The organism is Actinacidiphila epipremni (genome assembly GCF_012034175.1).
In the GTDB taxonomy this organism is placed as follows: Bacteria; Actinomycetota; Actinomycetes; order Streptomycetales; family Streptomycetaceae; genus Actinacidiphila; species Actinacidiphila epipremni.
This window is the reverse complement of record NZ_JAATEJ010000035.1, coordinates 58,565-74,481: the sequence shown is the minus strand read 5'-3', so window position 1 is coordinate 74,481 and position 15,917 is coordinate 58,565. Positions and strand designations below refer to the sequence as shown.

Below are 15,917 nucleotides of genomic sequence, written 5' to 3'. Positions count from 1 at the left end.
TTTTTTTGCAAGACGACGCCGCCAGAGGAGTTGCTCAGGAGTGAGTGGTGTTCAACCGTGTCCTCTTCGGATCGCACAAACGCCCGCCGTAACCGCCCCCCAAAACACTTCGGGCCGCGGTGCGGAAGAGGACCCTCAGCCTCTTCGCACCGCAGCCCGGAGCTGGCGTCGGCGCCGTGGCCGGCGGGGTGTGCGGTCCCCGCGGGCCCGATAGGGCCGACAGCGAGGCGGGGGCGTAGTCAGGGCAGAGAACGGCCCGCCTCGGTCCGTGCTCCTGTGCGGGGAGCCCGGAGGTCTGGTTCGGCGCCCATTGTGGACTAGACCACTGCGTCATGTCCATGGTTCGGCCATGTTTCGTGCCGCGCCTGAACAAATAGTGCCCCCAAATCGCGCCCGGCGCACCCCCCTGCGGCCTGCGGGTACGCTCGCAGGCGTGCCCTCCATGAACGAGCTCGTACGCGAGCACACCGCGCTGGACGCCTCCGACCTGGAATGGCTCCATCTGCTGGTGTCCGAGTGGCAGCTGCTGTCCGACCTGTCCTTCGCGGACCTGGTCCTGTGGGTGCCCACCAGGGACGGCGCGCGCTACGTCTCCGTCGCGCAGATGCGGCCCAACACCGGCCCCACCTCCTACCAGGACGACATGGTCGGCCACCTCGTCCCGCGGGGCCGCCGCCCGCTGCTGGACGCGGCGCTGGACGAGGGGCGGATCGTCCGCGAGGGTGACCCGGAGTGGCGCGAGGAGGTGCCCGTACGGGTCGAGTCCATCCCCGTACGGCGTGACGGCCGGGTCCTCGGCGTCATCGCCCGCAACACCAACCTGCTCACCGTACGGACCCCGAGCCGGCTGGAGCTCACGTACCTGCAGAGCGCCAGCGACCTCGCGCAGATGATCGCGGCCGGCGCCTTCCCCTTCCCGGCCGAGCAGATCGACATGGACGCCTCCCCGCGGGCCGGCGACGGGCTGATCCGGCTGGACGCCGACGGCGTGGTGCAGTACGCGAGCCCCAACGCCCTGTCCGCCTACCACCGGCTGGGGCTCGCCGCCGACCTGGTCGGCCACCACCTGGGCAAGGCCACCGCGGAGCTCGCGCCGGCCGCGCGCGGCCCGGTCGACGAGGCCCTGGTCACGATGGCCAGCGGCTGGGCGCCGCGCGAGTTCGAGGTCGAAGGCGGCGACGGCGTCATCCAGTTGCGGGCGATTCCGCTCAAGCCCAAGGGTGTCCGCACCGGTTCGCTCGTGCTGCTCCGCGACGTCACCGAACTGCGCCGCCGCGAGCGCGAACTGATGACCAAGGACGCCACCATCCGGGAGATCCACCACCGGGTGAAGAACAACCTCCAGACGGTCGCCGCCCTGTTGCGGCTGCAGGCCCGCCGGATGGACTCCGCGAGCGCCAGGGGGGCGCTGGAGGAGGCGGTACGGCGGGTCGGCTCGATCGCCATCGTGCATGAGACGCTGTCCCAAACCCTGGACGAGCGCGTGGAGTTCGACGAGATCGCCGACCGCGTGCTGGCGATGGTCGCCGAGATCTCACCCGGCCGGGTCACCGCCCGCCGCTCCGGCCGCTTCGGCATCCTCACCGCGACGACCGCGACCCCGCTGTCGATGGTGCTCACCGAGCTGCTGCAGAACGCCCTCGAACACGGCTTCGGGCCGGGGGAGTCGGGCAGCGTCGACATCACCGCGACCCGCGGCCGGGAGCTCATCACCATCACCGTGCAGGACGACGGCCGCGGCCTGCCGCCCGGGTTCGACGCCCAGCAGGCCGGCAACCTCGGGCTGCAGATCGTCCGCACCCTGGTCGTCGGCGAGTTGGGCGGCACGTTCGACATGGTGCCCGCGCCGGGCGGCGGCACCCGCGTCATCCTCGAACTTCCGCTCGCCGGCTGAGCGTTCACGAACTGAGCGTTGACCGGCGTGCGTACCGGGATCCGGACACGCGGAAGCCCCCGTACCGTCGTTGGTACGGGGGCTTCCGGATGCTGCGTGCTGCGCGTGGGACAGGTGCTGCGCGCTGCGGCTCGGTCGGAAGGTGTGCGCGTCAGGCGCTGGCGTTGCGGGCCCGGTTGCGGGCGGCGCGGCGCTTCATCGCGCGACGCTCGTCCTCGCTGAGGCCACCCCAGACACCGGCGTCCTGGCCACTTTCGAGTGCCCACTGCAGGCACTGCTCCATGACGGGGCAACGGCGGCAGACGGCCTTGGCTTCCTCGATCTGCAGCAGCGCAGGACCGGTGTTGCCGATGGGGAAGAAGAGCTCAGGGTCTTCCTCGCGGCAAACGGCGCGGTGACGCCAGTCCATGGCTGCTCCAACTCCTCGTGTGACAAGCTCGATGCTTGTGAATGTGAACGCTTTCACGAATCCCTTCACAGGGAACGGGACGCCACCCAGTCTTCACTGGTGCAGTCCCGCTGGTGTGAGGTCGAAGATTCGGGCTCTCAAGGGGGCCGGTTGGTCGGCCGTCCCGATCGCCATGTAGAGACTCGCAAACCTCGGCGGGAGATACAACCCCTTCAGGCAAGTTTTTTTTGATTCCTCGGTGTCGCGTCGATCACAGCCGTACTTCCATGGGGTGTGGGGCAGCCTAAACGTTCGAGTAAAAGGACTTTAGGCTCTTCGACTTACACAATCACACGCAGTGCACGGCGTACGCCTGTGAAGGTCGCGCTCATACGCAGCCCCAGATGGTCACCGTCCACCTGGAAGGGCAGCGGCGCCTGCGATTGCAAGGTGAAGTCCGTCAGATCGTGCAGGGCGACGGTGTGCTTGCCGCGCGGGCCGCGCTCGGGGGTGGAGCGGAGCAGCTGGGCCGCGTAGCGCGTTCCGGACAATGCGGACATCTTCCGGATGCCGAGCAGGTCAAGCGCGGTGTCGAAGGAGGCGTCGGGGGAGGCGTAAATGGGGCGGTTGCCCAGATATGTCCAAGGTGCGGCATTGCAGATTATCGCGGTGGAGAGCCCGGTGACCGGTTCGCCGTCCGGGCGCTCCAGGGTGATCGTGCCGCTGCGGCGATTGGGGTCGGCGACGAATTGCCGGGCCACCTGCCGCAGATACAGCGCGTGCGTCGAACGCTTGCCGAGTTCACGCTGCTGCTCCACCCGGCCGACGACGCCGGCGTCGAAGCCGAGGCCGGCGCAGAAGGTGAACCAGCGCTCCGGTACGCCCTCGTCCTCGGTGCCCGGCGTGCCGCTCACCAGGCCGAGGCCCACCGTGCGGGACGACCCGGCGCGCAGCGCGTCCAGCAGCGCGCCGGTCGCCTCCACCGCGTCATTGGGCAGGCCCAGCGCCCGCGCGAAGACGTTCGTCGAACCGCCGGGCACGACCGCGAGCTGCGGCAGCGAGTCCGGGTTCGGGCCGTGGTGCAGCAGGCCGTTGACCACCTCGTTGACGGTGCCGTCGCCGCCGAGCGAGACGACCAGCTCGATCTCGCCGCCCTCGACCGCTTTACGGGCCAGGTCGCGGGCGTGGCCGCGGTATTCGGTGGTGGCGACCTCCAGTTTGAGGTCGCTGGCCAGTGCGGTGCTGATCACGTCACGCACCCGCGCGCTGGTGGTGGTCGCGGCAGGGTTCACGACGAGAAGAGCACGCATGGTCGATAGCGTACCTACGCTTTTTCGCCTCGGGCTACGCTGAGTGGTGTGAGCCAGACCCCTCAGGACCCCGCGCATGCCGCTGCCGCGGCGCAGGACGACCCGCTCGGCCCGGCGGACGCCGCTCAGGCCGCGCCGGCTGCTCAGGCCGGCGGGCCGCATCCGCGGTTGACCGCCGCGGCGGTGATCGCCGGCGTCGAGGGGCTGGTGGTCGCCGCGTGGGGCGTGGCGATGTTCTTCACCGACAGCGACAACGCGGTGCTGGCCGGGCTGACCGTGCTGGTCCTTGCCGCGCTGCCGCTCGCCGCGGCGTACGGCCTGCGCAAGGCGCTTCGCTGGAGCAGGGGGCCGGCGCTGGTCATGCAGATACTGGCGCTGCCGGTGGCCTGGACCATGCTCCACTCCTCCGGAGCGGTGGTTGCGGCGGGGGCCGCGCTCGGGCTGCTCGCCGTCGCGGCGATCGTCCTCCTGGTGCACCCGTCCACCACCGACGCGCTCGGCATCCGCCGCACCACCTGACCGCCCCGAGTTCCCCCTGCCGGTGGCCCGTGCGCCAGGGGCTGCCCCCTGATGCCGGTGACGACGCGCCCCGCCGTTGTGGCTGGTCGCGCAGTTCCCCGCGCCCCTGAAAAACCCACCCCGCGCCGCAAGGGCACCCCCGAAGAGCCCACCCGGCGGCGGGCGGGCGCGGCTCCGGAGGGGCCGGCCCGCGGCGCCGGGGTACCCCCGAAAAGCCCACCCAGCGGCGGGCGGGCGCGGACCCCGAGAAGGCTGCCCCGCAGGGGCTATTCGTCGATGAGGAGCTTGTCGCGGAGTTGGGCCAGGGTGCGGGCCAGGAGGCGGGAGACGTGCATTTGGGAGATGCCGACCTCCTGGGCGATCTGGGACTGGGTCATGTTGCCGAAGAAGCGGAGCAGCAGGATCGTCTTTTCGCGTGGGGGGAGTTGTTCGAGGAGCGGCTTGAGGGACTCGCGGTACTCGACGCCCTCCAGGGCCTCGTCCTCGGAGCCGAGGGTGTCGGCGACCGCGGGGGACTCGTCGTCGGTGTCGGGGACGTCGAGGGAGAGCGTGCTGTAGGCGTTCGCGGACTCCAGGCCCTCCAGCACCTCCTCCTCGGAGATCTTCAGGTGCTCGGCCAGCTCGTGGACGGTGGGCGCCCGGCCGTGCCGCTGGGACAGCTCGCCGGTCGCCGTGGTGAGGGCCAGCCGCAGTTCCTGGAGTCGGCGCGGCACCCGGACCGCCCAGCCCTTGTCCCGGAAGTGACGTTTGATCTCGCCGACCACCGTCGGCGTCGCGTACGTGGAGAACTCCACCCCGCGCTCGACGTCGAACCGGTCCACCGACTTGATCAGCCCGATCGTGGCGACCTGCGTCAGGTCGTCCAGCGGCTCGCCCCGGTTGCGGAACCGCCGCGCCAGGTGCTCGACCAGCGGCAGGTGCATGCGCACGAGCTGGTTGCGCAGCTCCGCCCGCTCCGGGGAGCCCTCCGGGAGCTTGCTCAGCTCGACGAAGAGCGCCCGGGCGCCCGAGCGGTCCTGCGGGTCCGGCTCGGCGGCCGGCTCGTCCTGCGCGTCCGGCCCGTCCCGCGGGTCGGGCTCCCGGCCCTGCGCGGGGCCCTGGTCCGGGCCCTGGCCCTGCTGCGCGTCCTCGTGCACCATCGTCGTCGCCTGCTCCGCCGCGTCCGCGTCCTCGTCGTCCCACGGGTTGTGCCCGCCCACGGGCTCGGGGTGGGGCCTGGCCGCGTCGCCCGGCGCCCGTCGCCGCCGCGCGGCGGCGCCCGCCGGGTCCGGCACCTGCGCCGGTACGGCGGCACGGCCGCGCGCCGCGGGCACGTCGTGGTCCGCGGGCCTGCCGGGGGTCTCCTCCCGGGACAGCTCAGCACTCATGGCGATTCCCCGTCTTCCTGCACGGTTGTACCCGTCACCGGTCCGCCGCCGGACCGGGACACGCTGACCCCGGCGGCGCGGGCGGCACCGCCGCCCCGCCCGCCTCCGTCACGACAGCCCTGGAACGGCGCCGCGTTTCTTGTGCAGACTGATGCTGACCGTCTTGTCGTCGGCGACCGTGGAGTCCACCTCGCCGGCCAGTGCCGAGAGCACCGTCCAGGCGAAGGTGTCCCGCTCCGGCGCCCGGCCGTCCGTGGTGGGCGCCGAGACCGTCACCCACAGCGAGTCCCCGACCAGCCGGAAGACGCAGCTCAGCACGCTGCCGGGCACCGCCTGCTGGAGCAGGATGGCGCATGCCTCGTCGACCGCGATCCGCAGGTCCTCGATCTCGTCGAGGGTGAAGTCCAGCCGGGCGGCGAGGCCGGCGGTGGCCGTCCGCAACACCGACAGATACGCCCCTGCCGCGGGCAGCCGGACCTCGACGAAGTCCTTCGACCCGGGGTCGCCTGCGCTCTGGGACACCCTCACCTCCACGGTGGCACACAGTGATTGCTCTGGTTCGCAGCGACGCTATCGCGATCGGCGCCCCCATGTCGCCCGGACGGTGGACGGTCGCCGCCATGGGTGAACCGTTCCTGGGTCCGGGCGGGAGCGGAATGCGTCGCTGTCGTGTCACCCATGGTAAGCGCAGCCGCACGGACCGCCGGTCCGCGGGCGGGGTCTCAATGCGCATGCGCGTGCGTCCCGTTGCCGGCCCCCTGCCCCGGGGCAGCCTGGGCCGCGTACGAGGACTGCGCCGCGAGCGCGCCGAGCGCGGGCCCGGACAGCCGCTGCACCGTCCACTCGTCCTGCGGCAGCGCGCCGATGGAGCGGTAGACGGCCAGCGCCTTCTCGTTCCAGTCCAGCACCGACCACTCGAAGCGCGACCAGCCGCGCGCCACGCAGATCGCCGCGAGCGCCGCCAGCAGCGCCTTGCCGTGCCCGGCGCCGCGCGCCGAAGGCCGGACGAACAGGTCCTCCAGGTAGAGGCCGGGCGTGCCGGTCCAGGTGGAGAAGTTGCGGAACCACAGCGCGAAGCCGACCGCCTCGCCGCTGGTGTCGTCGGCCGCGACCAGCGCGTGGGCCACCGGGTCGGGGCCGAAGAGCGCGGTACGCAGCTGCTCCTCGGTCGCCTGCGCCTGGTCCAGCGCCCGCTCGTACGCGGCGAGTTCGCGGATCAGGGCGTGCAGGACGGGCAGGTCGGCGGGGGTCGCGGCGCGGATCATGCCACCAGGTTACGGTCGGCTCATGTGACATGCGTAAGGGGCGCACGGGCGCACATCATCCGGTGATCACCGCGGCGATCCGGCTGCCCGGCGGGAAAGCGCCCTCGTCGGCGAGGGTGAGGACGCCGTGCAGCATCTTCGCCACGTACACCCGCTCGGGGTCCAGGCCGTGCCGCCGGTGGAAGTCCGCGGCGAAGTCCTCCAGCGCCGGGGTGGTCCGGGCGAAGCCCCCGTGGTGGAAGCGGTCGTCGAGCCGCCAGCGCCCGCGCCGCCCGCCGTACGCCTCCTGCTGGAGCCGCAGCACGTCGCCGGCCAGGAAGCCGCCGCCGCGCAGCACGGGGAAGCCGACGGCCTCCGCCTGCTGCGCGAGCCCGGCGGCCAGGCCCGCGAGCGTGCCGCCCGTACCGCACGCGACGGCCACCACGTCGGCGGCGCCCGCCAGTTCCTGCCCGAGGTCCGCGCAGCCGCGTACCGCCGCGGCGTTCGAGCCGCCCTCGGGCAGGACGTACGCGGGCCCGTGCCGGGCGAGCAGCGCCGCCAGCACCTCCGGCTCGCTCGTGCGCCGGTACGTGCCCCGGTCGATGAAGTCCAGCCGCATCCCGTCCGCCGCCGCCCGGGCCAGCGACGCGTTGAGCGGCCGGCCGGCCAGCTCCTGGCCGCGCACCACCCCGACCGTACGCAGGCCCAGCAGCCGGCCCGCCGCCGCGACGGCCCGCAGATGGTTGGAGTAGGCGCCGCCGAACGTCAGCAGCGTGTCGTGGCCCTGCTCCAGCGCCGCGGCCAGGTTCAGCCGCAGCTTGCGGAACTTGTTGCCGGGCAGCTCCGGATGCACCAGGTCGTCCCGTTTGAGCAGCAGCCGCAGCCCCCGCCGGGCCAGCCGCTCGTCGGCGACCTCCGTGAGCGGCGACGGCGGGCGCGGGGCGAGCGGCGAGGGGCCGGAAGCGGAAGCCGGCGCGGGCGGCGAAGGGCGTGGTGAAGGGGGCGGTGGCGGGGGTGAAGCGGGGGCACTCACGGGGCCATTGTCACCCGGACGTGTGACAGCAGCCACGTGGGCGGCCCGTCCGGCGGCCGGCCGGCACGCAGGCGTCCAGTGTGCGGGATTCTTCACCCCGCGTCCCCGCAAGCGCGTTTGGCGGGTGCATCCTTGATGGCGTGTACCACATAGTCCAGGAGTCACCTGCCGATCCGTCGTTCGACGCCACTGCGCCCAGTGACTCGGCCGACGCGCTCACCGCCATGGTGCGGGGGCTCATGCCCTCGCTCACCCCGGCCGCCGCCCGGATCGCCACCCTCATCATCGAGGACCCGGCACAGGTCGCCCGCAGCACCATCTCCGAACTCAGCGCGCTCGCCGGCACCAGCGAGTCGTCGATCGTGCGCACCGCCCGCGCCCTCGGCTTCGCCGGCTACCCCGAACTGCGGCTCGCCCTCGCGGTGTCCGCCGCCAAGCAGGAGCCGCGCTCCGACCTGTCCTCGGGCATCAGCCCCGAGGACTCCGCGGCCGAGGTCATCGGCAAGCTGGTCCACACCGAGGCCCAGGCGGTGCGGGAGACCGCCACCCAGCTCGACCCGGAGGCGCTGGCCGCCGCGGTACGGGCGGTGTGCGGCGGCGGCCAGCTGCACATCGCCGGCGTCGGCGCCTCCGGGCTCGTCGCGCAGGACCTCCAGCAGAAGCTGGCCCGTATCGGCCGGCCCTGCCACGCGCACACCGACTCGCAGTCCGCCCTGACCAGCGCGGTGCTGCTCGGGCCCGGCGACGTCTTCCTCGCCGTCTCGCACTCCGGCGAGAGCCGGGACGTGCTCGAACCGCTGCGCCGGGCGGCGGCGGAGGGCGCGGCCACCGTGGTCATCACCAACCACCCCATGTCGACGGCCGCGCAGATCGCCGACCACGTACTGGTCTCCGCGGGCCGCGAGACCACCTTCCGGCCCGGCGCGATGGCCTCCCGGATCAGCCAACTGGTCGTCGTGGACTGCCTGTTCGTGTGCGTGGCGCAGCGCACGTACGACCGCTCCAGCCGCGCCCTGCGGCTGACCCACGAGGCGCTGGAGAGCGACCGCACCTCGTAGCCGCACCCCCTGGCGCCTCTCACGCCCGCCCCACGGACCCCGCCGCGCACCGCGGCGGGGTCCGTGCGTTTGGTCCGCGACTCGCCCTGAATGCCGGTCCGCGCCCGAGAAGGATGCTTTGAGGCTCAAAGTATTTGTACTCGGATAAAGCCCCTCCGGTAAATCTTCCGTTAATCGGCAGTCGCTCTGTTGTCCGCATGTCGTGCGCCGGGTACCGTAAAACGGCTCCGGGGGGTAAGCGGAATGTAACCCTTGCATTTTCGGGCCCGTCCGGGGCGGTCAGCTCCTGCCTGCAATCCAGGCGGGGCAGTCGACAAAAGGGAGTGAGCATGTCGCAGAACAGCACGCGCGGCGCGGTCCGCAAGGCCGCCGTCGTGGCCGCGGGCGCGGTCGCCGCCGCGGCCCTCGCCACCGGCGCGGCCGGTACCGCCAGTGCCGCCACGCCGTCGTCGGCCGAGGTCCAGGCCGTCGCCGCCGCGGCGCCCGCGCACAGCGCGCTCGGCGCGGCGCTGACCCGGGTCGCCACCGAGGACCCGAAGGTCTCGCCGCTCGGCAAGTACCAGCGCTGGTGACCCTCGGCGCCACCGCCGGGAAACGCTGAAAAACAATTCCGCCCGGACCGCGGAAGCGGGAGTCCGCGACCGCGGTCCGGGCGGTGAGGCGAGGAGCTTCTCCCCGATGGACCTACCGCTGCTCAATACCCCCGCCACGGCGGCCACCCACACCCATTCCGGCCTGCCCGCACTGTCCGCCCTGTCCGCGGAGACGGCCCATACCGCCGTAGAAACGACCGCGGACACCGCGGCCACGGAATGGCCGGACCGCTCCGTGGTCGACGAGGCGCTCGCCGACCCGTCCTGGCGGCCCCTGCCCTTCACGCAGTTCGTCGTCAAGGCGCACGGCCGGTGCAACCTCGCCTGCGACTACTGCTACATCTACGAGATGGCCGACCAGAGCTGGCGCGGCAAGCCCATGGCCATGGCGCGCGAGACCGTCGACCGGACGGCGTACCGCATCAACGAGCACCTGACCGCGCACCGCGACGAGGTCGCGCAGGTGATCGTCACCTTCCTCGGCGGCGAGGCGCTGCTGGTCGGCCCGGACGAGCTGGACCACGCCGCCGGCGCCTTCCGCTCGGCCATGCCCGACGGCGTCGAGGCGATCCTGTCGGTGACCACCAACGGCGTGCTGCTGGACGACCCGCGCATGCTCGACGTCCTGGAGCGGCACGACATCAAGGTCACCCTCAGCCTCGACGGCGCGCGCGACGCCCACGACCGGCACCGTAAATACGCCAACGGCAAGGGCAGTTTCGACGCCGTCATGCGCGGGGTCGCCGCGCTGCGGGCGGCGGCGACCGTGCCGGACCGGCTGCGCAACGTGCTGTGCGTCGTCGACCTCGACAACGACCCGCTGGAGACGTACGAGGCGCTCGCCGCGGTCGGCGCCCCGCAGGTGGACTTCCTGCTGCCGCTGGACGACTGGGAGCACACCCCGCCCGGCTGGACCGGGGACACCGGCGGCACCGCGTACGCCGACTGGCTCATCCCCATATTCGACCACTGGTACGGCACCGTGCCCGTGCCGACGACCGTACGGTTCTTCGACAGCATCATCGGACTGGTGCTCGGCGGCCACAGCACCACCGAGGCGGTCGGCCTGGAGGACTTCCAGTCCCTCACGATCGACACCGACGGCTCGATCGAGCTCATCGACGCCCTCAAGTCCAACTTCCAGGGCGCCCCGCTCACCGGCCTCAACGTCCGCGACAACGCCTTCGACGAGGCGCGGCTGCACCCCGGGGTGGTCGCCCGGCAGCGGGGCGCGGCCGGGCTCTCGCCGACCTGCCGGGCGTGCGAGCTGCGGGAGATCTGCGGCGGCGGGCAGTACACCAACCGCTACCGGGCCGGCAGCGGCTTCCTCAACCCCAGCGTCTTCTGCACCGACCAGGCCGCGCTCATCACCCACATCCGCGACCGGGTGCTCGCCGACGTCGCCCGGCTGCAAGCCGGCGCGGCTCACAGGTGACGCACCGCGGTTCCCCGCGCCCCCCATCGGCGCGGGGAACCGCGGCCGGATCAGTGGCCGGCCGGGACGACGTCCACGTCGGCGGCGTTCACGAAGGCGACCCGGTGGTTGTAGACGATCTCGTACACCTTGGTCGTGCCCACGAAGTCGTGCTGGTCGTAGGGCGCCGAGCCGTCGTAGTAGATGGCGAAGTACGAGTCGGTGCGCACCGCGGGGCCGGCCGCCACGTACGACTGGCCCGCCGGGATCGTGTACTTGGCCCGGGCGAGCTGGGCGCGCGGCGGGGTGCCGCCCTCGAAGGCGACGAAGTCGGCCGGGTAGACCGACGCCTCCGGGTAGGCCGTGGTGTAGACGGGGATCGAGTCGCGGCCGGCCTTGGGCACGATGCGCTGCGCCCGTACCGGCACCGTCGCCGGGTGCGCGGCGGTGTCCTGGAGCCACGCCTTCGTGCCGCCCCACCAGATCGCCGTCCAGCCCGGCACCCGGCCCGCGACCACGTACGTCTCACCGGCGGGCGCCTTGTCGCCCCAGTCGTTCATGGCCGTGGTGCCCGGCGAGCCGTCCGGGTGCAGATACGGGTCGGCCACCAGCGGCGCGTCGGTGCTCGGCGCGGTGTGCAGCGGCACGAAGGACGCCGGCTGGCCGGGCGCGGCGACCGGGCAGTCGAAGCTGCGGTACGGGCCGGGGAACTGCTTGTAGCCCTGGACGTCGTCGCAGTACGTCGTGGACTGCAGGTTGCGCGCATAGCCCGGCTTGATGGCGACGACGTCGCTGCCGGCCGGGGCCGTCGCCCGGATGGGCGCGCCCAGCAGGTCGAAGAAGTGCTCCCAGTCCCAGCCGGGCCCCGGGTCCCAGTGCTGGGTGGCGACACCGGACTCGGTGCCGCCGGGGATGTTGTCGTGGCCGAGGATGTGCGCGCGGTCCAGCGGGATGTCGTACTTCGCCGCGAGGTAGCGCACCAGCGACGCGGTCGAGCGGTACAGGTCCTCGCTGAACCAGGTGGCGCCGTGGGTGGCCCAGCCCTCCTGCTCGATGCCGATGGAGTGCTGGTAGAAGGACCGGTTGGCGCTGTCCCAGGCGATGTCCTTGGTGGGGATCATCTGGGTGACATGGCCGTCCTGCGACCGGACGACGTAGTGCGCGCCGGCGGCGTAGGTCGGGTCGCGGAAGAGGTCGAGCGTGCCGTCGTACGTCTCGTCGGTGCTGTGCAGCGTGATGTAGCGGATGTCGAGGTCGCCGTGCGGGCGGTCGGCGAGGTCGTGGCTGCCGTAGTCGGCGAGGTCCGACGGGTCGAGCAGGGTGTACGCGCCGGGGATCACGTCGCAGTGCAGCGAGGCCGGGCATTCGGCCGGGGTGCTGCTCCTGGGCGGCGTGACCTCCTTCAGGCCGAGCTTGCGGACGTCGCCCCGGTCCGGGTGCAGGTGCCGGACCGGCGCGAGGGTCACGAGCTGGCCGTCGGCGGTGGTGCGGGTGGCGCCGGTGGCCATGGTGGACCACACGCCGTCCGCGAAGGCCTGCGCGACCTTGTCCTCGGTGGACTGGCCGTAGCGGGCCGCCGCCGCGTACCAGCCGTCGACGGTACGCGGCAGCCGGCCGTGGCCGTAGCCGCGCGCGTACGAGGCCAGCAGCGCGGCGCCGCCGCGGATGTTCTGCGCCTCGTCGCCGGTCACGGCGGCGGTGCCGGTGCCCAGCAGCCCGGCCGCCGCGGCTGCGGTGTGCTCGGCGGGGGCCGTCAGCAGATCGGCGTAACGCGGCGACTGCGTGCTCAGCCCGTCCCCGTCCAGCGTCGAGGCGGTGAGGTCCGTGAGGTTCATCGGGCCGTACCCGGCCTCGGCGTTGGGCTGCCCGGCGTGCGCCTCCCAGCGGGTCTCGTAGTACGACACCGCTTCCAGTACGGGCAGCGGTACGCCGAACTCCCGGGCCGCCGCGGTGAACTCCGCCTGCCGGGTCGCCTGCGGGTCGGCCGCGCCGGCCGTGGCCGCCGGGGAGCCGACGACGGCGGCGGTGGTCAGGCCGGCGAGCAGGGACAGGGCGGCGGCCAGCGTCAGGGTGCGCCTGCGGCGGGTGGGTCTGTTCGGGCGGTGCATCCAGGCTCCTCGCGTTGCGGGTGTGCGTGCATGGAGAGAAGTGCTGTGCGCAGCCTGTCGAGAGTGGCTGGAAACGAGCAACACCCGGTGCGTAAATCCTGAAAGTTTTTGCCAGCCCCTGGTCGTCGGGCCGGGCGGCCGGGCCGCCGCCGGGGCGCGCGGTGGGGTCGCCGCCGGGCCGCTGTCGGGCCGCCGCCGGGCCGCTGTCGGGCCGGGACACACAGCACCCCCGCTCGCCGGTACGGGGGGCCGGCCGAACGGGGGTGCTCGGTGTCCGGTGTCACTCCGGACGCTCTTTAGACCGAGCAGCGCCCCGAAACGTAACACCGTCAGATGTGATGCTCGTCACACCGCAAGATGAGTGCAGGTCAGCGCCGTGCGACACCCTCCGCGCGGGCCGCCGCGGCCACCGCCGCCGTCACCGCGGGCGCGACCCGCGGGTCGAACGGCGAGGGGATGACCCGGTCCGCGCTCAGCTCGTCCGCGACCACGCCGGCCAGCGCCGCGGCTGCCGCGAGCTTCATGCCCTCGGTGATCGCCGTGGCCCGCACCTGGAGGGCGCCGGCGAAGATGCCGGGGAAGGCGAGCACGTTGTTGATCTGGTTGGGGAAGTCGCTGCGCCCGGTGGCGACCACCGCGGCGTACCGGTGTGCGACATCCGGGTGGATCTCCGGCGTCGGGTTGGCCATCGCGAAGACGAACGCGCCCTTCGCCATGGTCGCGACCGCGGACTCCGGGACCGTACCGCCCGACACCCCGACGAAGACGTCCGCGCCGGCCAGCGCCGACGCCAGCGAGCCGGTCAGGCCCGCCCGGTTCGTATACGAAGCCAGCTCCCGCTTGACCGGGTTGAGGTCGTCGCGGCCGGCGTGGACCACGCCCTTGCGGTCGGTCACCGCCACGTCCCCGACGCCCGCTTCGAGCAGGATCTTCGCGATCGCGACGCCCGCCGCGCCCGCGCCGGAGATGACCGCCCGCAGGTCGGCGAGCCGCCGGCCGGTCAGCGTCGCGGCGTTGCGCAGCGCGGCGAGGGTGACGACCGCGGTGCCGTGCTGGTCGTCGTGGAAGACCGGGATGTCCAGCCGCTCCTTCAGTCGCCGCTCGATCTCGAAGCAGCGCGGCGCCGAGATGTCCTCCAGGTTCACCCCGCCGAAGGACGGGGCGAGCCGCACCACGGTCTCCACGATCTCGTCGACGTCCCGGCAGTCCAGCGCGATCGGCACCGCGTCGACCCCGCCGAACTGCTTGAACAGGATCGCCTTGCCCTCCATGACCGGCAGCGACGCCCTGGGCCCGATGTCGCCGAGGCCCAGCACCGCCGTGCCGTCGGTGACCACGGCCACCGCCTGCGCCGTCCAGGTGTAGTCGTCGGCCAGGTCGGGGTTGTCCGCGATGGCCGTGCAGACCTCGGCCACGCCGGGGGTGTACGCGAGCGACAGGTCGGCGGCGTCGCGCACCGGCACGGTCGCGCTGATCTCCATCTTGCCGCCGCGGTGCAGGGCGAACACCGGATCGAGCGGGATGTCGTCGGTGTCGCTGCCGATATCGCCGTCGGTCCGCGGATTGACGGTCTCCGTTGCCACTTTTTGACCCCTTTGTCGGAAAGGTGAGGGAGTGTGCTCTCCCCGGGCGCGGGGAGAGGCGGGCTCGGCGTCCGCGTCGCCGGGTACGAGTGAGCGAGGCGGCGGGCAGCGGACGCCTGGTGCGCCGCACGCGCACCGGCCCCGGATGAGGGGTGAGAATCCGTTCTACCGGATGACTGTTGCAGGGAGCTAAAAGCACCGCATGGCGCCGACATGGCCCTGACAGCGGCGTGGTCCCCTCGTGGTCCAGCCGTGGTGTGCCGGCCCGATGGGAACCCGGGGATCGCCCGTTATGCGATTTTGACACAACCGGGCCCCCGGTCGGCGCAGTCCGGATGGCAAGATGCACAGATCACACACGGTGGCGACACTCGAAGGCGTGTGCACGCCCACCCGCACCACACTCACCTCTTCGGGAGGACGCAGCGATGACCGCAGGCACGACCAGGCGAACCACCGCCCTCACCCGGCTCAGCGCGGTCGCCGCCGTGGCGGTCGCCGGAACCCTGGTACTCACCGGGTGCGGCGACCAGACCAAGAAGGACGACACCCCCGCGGCGCCGAGCACGTCGGCCGCGGCGGACGGCGCGACCAGCGGCGCGACGCCCGACTCGCTGTTCTCCAAGCTGCCGCAGAAGTACCAGGACTCCAAGGTGATCCAGGTCGGCACCGACGCCTCGTACGCCCCGATGGAGCAGACCGAGGGCGGGAAGATCGTGGGCATCGACCCCGACCTCGGGGCGGCGCTCGGCGAGAAGCTCGGGGTGACGTTCAAGTTCACCAACGGTAAGTTCGACGGCCTCATCACCTCGCTCCAGACCGGCCGTTCGGACATCGTGATGTCCGCTATGAGCGACACCAAGGCCCGCCAGCAGGGTCTGGACGACAAGGGCAAGAAGATCGGCACCGGCGTCGACTTCGTCGACTACTACAACTCCGGCTCCTCGCTGCTGGTCCAGAAGGGCAACCCGAAGGGCGTCAAGGCGCTCGGCGACCTGTGCGGCATGACGGTCGCGGTGCAGCGCGGCACGATCTACGAGGACGCCTTCAAGAAGCAGAAGACCGCGTGCGGCGCCAAGGGCCTGACCGTCCAGGCGTTCGACACCGACGCCGAGGCCCAGACCCGCGTCAAGGCCGGCGGCGCCGTCGCCGACCTCAACGACACCCCGGTGTCCGCGTACATCGCGCAGACCTCCGGCAACGGCAACGACTTCGAGGTGGCCGGGCCGCCGTCCGACGCCGGGCCGTTCGGCATCGCGGTGAGCAAGGACGACACGCAGCTGCGGGACGCCCTGAAGGCCGCGATGGACGCCATCGTCGCCGACGGCACGTACGCGAAGATACTGCAGAAGTGGAACGCGTCCTCGGGCGCGATCACCACCGTCGCGATCAACGGCGGCTCCTGA

The 15,917-nt window shown here is 72.4% G+C and carries 14 protein-coding genes; 6 read left to right on the top strand and 8 right to left on the bottom strand.

Annotation, left to right across the window (positions count from 1 at the left end):
• Positions 1-442 precede the first annotated feature (442 nt).
• On the top strand, positions 443-1,894 hold the full coding sequence (locus tag HCN08_RS31300; RefSeq protein WP_167986691.1) for a sensor histidine kinase: 1,452 nt from the start codon (positions 443-445) through the stop codon (positions 1,892-1,894).
• 151 nt (positions 1,895-2,045) lie between these two features.
• Here HCN08_RS31300 and HCN08_RS31295 read toward each other — a convergent pair whose 3' ends face one another.
• Together HCN08_RS31295 and HCN08_RS31290 are read right to left on the bottom strand one after the other, a co-directional pair.
• On the bottom strand, positions 2,046-2,303 hold the full coding sequence (locus HCN08_RS31295) for a WhiB family transcriptional regulator (protein ID WP_031520293.1): 258 nt from the start codon (positions 2,301-2,303) through the stop codon (positions 2,046-2,048).
• Between the two features lie 320 nt (positions 2,304-2,623).
• Complete coding sequence (locus tag HCN08_RS31290) at positions 2,624-3,592, bottom strand: diacylglycerol/lipid kinase family protein (RefSeq protein WP_167986681.1); 969 nt, start codon at positions 3,590-3,592, stop codon at positions 2,624-2,626.
• Positions 3,593-3,640: 48 nt separating this feature from the next.
• On the opposite strand from HCN08_RS31290, the gene HCN08_RS31285 reads away from it, so the two are divergent.
• Positions 3,641-4,111: a hypothetical protein gene (locus HCN08_RS31285; protein WP_322974796.1), complete on the top strand. Its 471-nt coding sequence runs from the start codon at positions 3,641-3,643 to the stop codon at positions 4,109-4,111.
• A gap of 266 nt (positions 4,112-4,377) precedes the next feature.
• Here the strand turns inward: HCN08_RS31285 and HCN08_RS31280 are convergent, their stop codons facing one another.
• From HCN08_RS31280 to HCN08_RS31265, 4 genes are all read right to left on the bottom strand, one after another.
• A complete protein-coding gene (locus HCN08_RS31280; protein ID WP_167986680.1) occupies positions 4,378-5,478 on the bottom strand; it encodes an RNA polymerase sigma factor SigF in 1,101 nt (366 codons plus the stop codon).
• Positions 5,479-5,586: 108 nt separating this feature from the next.
• Complete coding sequence (locus tag HCN08_RS31275) at positions 5,587-6,000, bottom strand: ATP-binding protein (RefSeq protein ID WP_167986679.1); 414 nt, start codon at positions 5,998-6,000, stop codon at positions 5,587-5,589.
• Positions 6,001-6,200: 200 nt separating this feature from the next.
• Positions 6,201-6,743 (bottom strand): GNAT family N-acetyltransferase, encoded by a 543-nt coding sequence (locus tag HCN08_RS31270; protein ID WP_167986678.1) that lies wholly within the window; start codon positions 6,741-6,743, stop codon positions 6,201-6,203.
• 55 nt (positions 6,744-6,798) lie between these two features.
• Positions 6,799-7,755, bottom strand: coding sequence for a 1-aminocyclopropane-1-carboxylate deaminase/D-cysteine desulfhydrase (locus HCN08_RS31265; protein ID WP_167986677.1), 957 nt, complete (start codon positions 7,753-7,755; stop codon positions 6,799-6,801).
• A gap of 140 nt (positions 7,756-7,895) precedes the next feature.
• On the opposite strand from HCN08_RS31265, the gene HCN08_RS31260 reads away from it, so the two are divergent.
• The 3 genes from HCN08_RS31260 (at position 7,896) to HCN08_RS31250 (ending at position 10,841) form a co-directional block, all read left to right on the top strand.
• Positions 7,896-8,813 (top strand): MurR/RpiR family transcriptional regulator, encoded by a 918-nt coding sequence (locus HCN08_RS31260; protein ID WP_322974795.1) that lies wholly within the window; start codon positions 7,896-7,898, stop codon positions 8,811-8,813.
• A gap of 329 nt (positions 8,814-9,142) precedes the next feature.
• Entirely contained in the window at positions 9,143-9,385 is a 243-nt protein-coding gene (locus HCN08_RS31255; RefSeq protein ID WP_167986676.1) for a hypothetical protein, read from the top strand.
• Positions 9,386-9,491: 106 nt separating this feature from the next.
• Complete coding sequence (locus HCN08_RS31250; protein ID WP_206319459.1) at positions 9,492-10,841, top strand: FxsB family cyclophane-forming radical SAM/SPASM peptide maturase; 1,350 nt, start codon at positions 9,492-9,494, stop codon at positions 10,839-10,841.
• A gap of 50 nt (positions 10,842-10,891) precedes the next feature.
• On the opposite strand, the gene HCN08_RS31245 is transcribed toward HCN08_RS31250, so the two are convergent.
• Entirely contained in the window at positions 10,892-12,928 is a 2,037-nt protein-coding gene (locus HCN08_RS31245; protein WP_167986675.1) for an N-acetylmuramoyl-L-alanine amidase, read from the bottom strand.
• Positions 12,929-13,296: 368 nt separating this feature from the next.
• Positions 13,297-14,511, bottom strand: a complete 1,215-nt coding sequence (locus tag HCN08_RS31240) for an NAD(P)-dependent malic enzyme (protein WP_167986674.1) — start codon at positions 14,509-14,511, stop codon at positions 13,297-13,299.
• 428 nt (positions 14,512-14,939) lie between these two features.
• Here HCN08_RS31240 and HCN08_RS31235 point away from each other — a divergent pair, with 428 nt between their 5' ends.
• Positions 14,940-15,917: an ABC transporter substrate-binding protein gene (locus HCN08_RS31235; protein WP_167986673.1), complete on the top strand. Its 978-nt coding sequence runs from the start codon at positions 14,940-14,942 to the stop codon at positions 15,915-15,917.

Excerpts from the sequence above, each read along its gene's own strand:
- HCN08_RS31245 (WP_167986675.1), bottom strand. The coding sequence starts at position 12,928 with ATGCACCGCCCGAACAGACCCACCCGCCGCAGGCGCACCCTGACGCTG.
- HCN08_RS31270 (WP_167986678.1), bottom strand. The coding sequence starts at position 6,743 with ATGATCCGCGCCGCGACCCCCGCCGACCTGCCCGTCCTGCACGCCCTG.
- HCN08_RS31290 (WP_167986681.1), bottom strand. The coding sequence starts at position 3,592 with ATGCGTGCTCTTCTCGTCGTGAACCCTGCCGCGACCACCACCAGCGCG.
- HCN08_RS31280 (WP_167986680.1), bottom strand. The coding sequence starts at position 5,478 with ATGAGTGCTGAGCTGTCCCGGGAGGAGACCCCCGGCAGGCCCGCGGAC.
- HCN08_RS31250 (WP_206319459.1), top strand. The coding sequence starts at position 9,492 with ATGGACCTACCGCTGCTCAATACCCCCGCCACGGCGGCCACCCACACC.
- HCN08_RS31295 (WP_031520293.1), bottom strand. The coding sequence starts at position 2,303 with ATGGACTGGCGTCACCGCGCCGTTTGCCGCGAGGAAGACCCTGAGCTC.
- HCN08_RS31235 (WP_167986673.1), top strand. The coding sequence starts at position 14,940 with ATGACCGCAGGCACGACCAGGCGAACCACCGCCCTCACCCGGCTCAGC.
- HCN08_RS31255 (WP_167986676.1), top strand. The coding sequence starts at position 9,143 with ATGTCGCAGAACAGCACGCGCGGCGCGGTCCGCAAGGCCGCCGTCGTG.
- HCN08_RS31300 (WP_167986691.1), top strand. The coding sequence starts at position 443 with ATGAACGAGCTCGTACGCGAGCACACCGCGCTGGACGCCTCCGACCTG.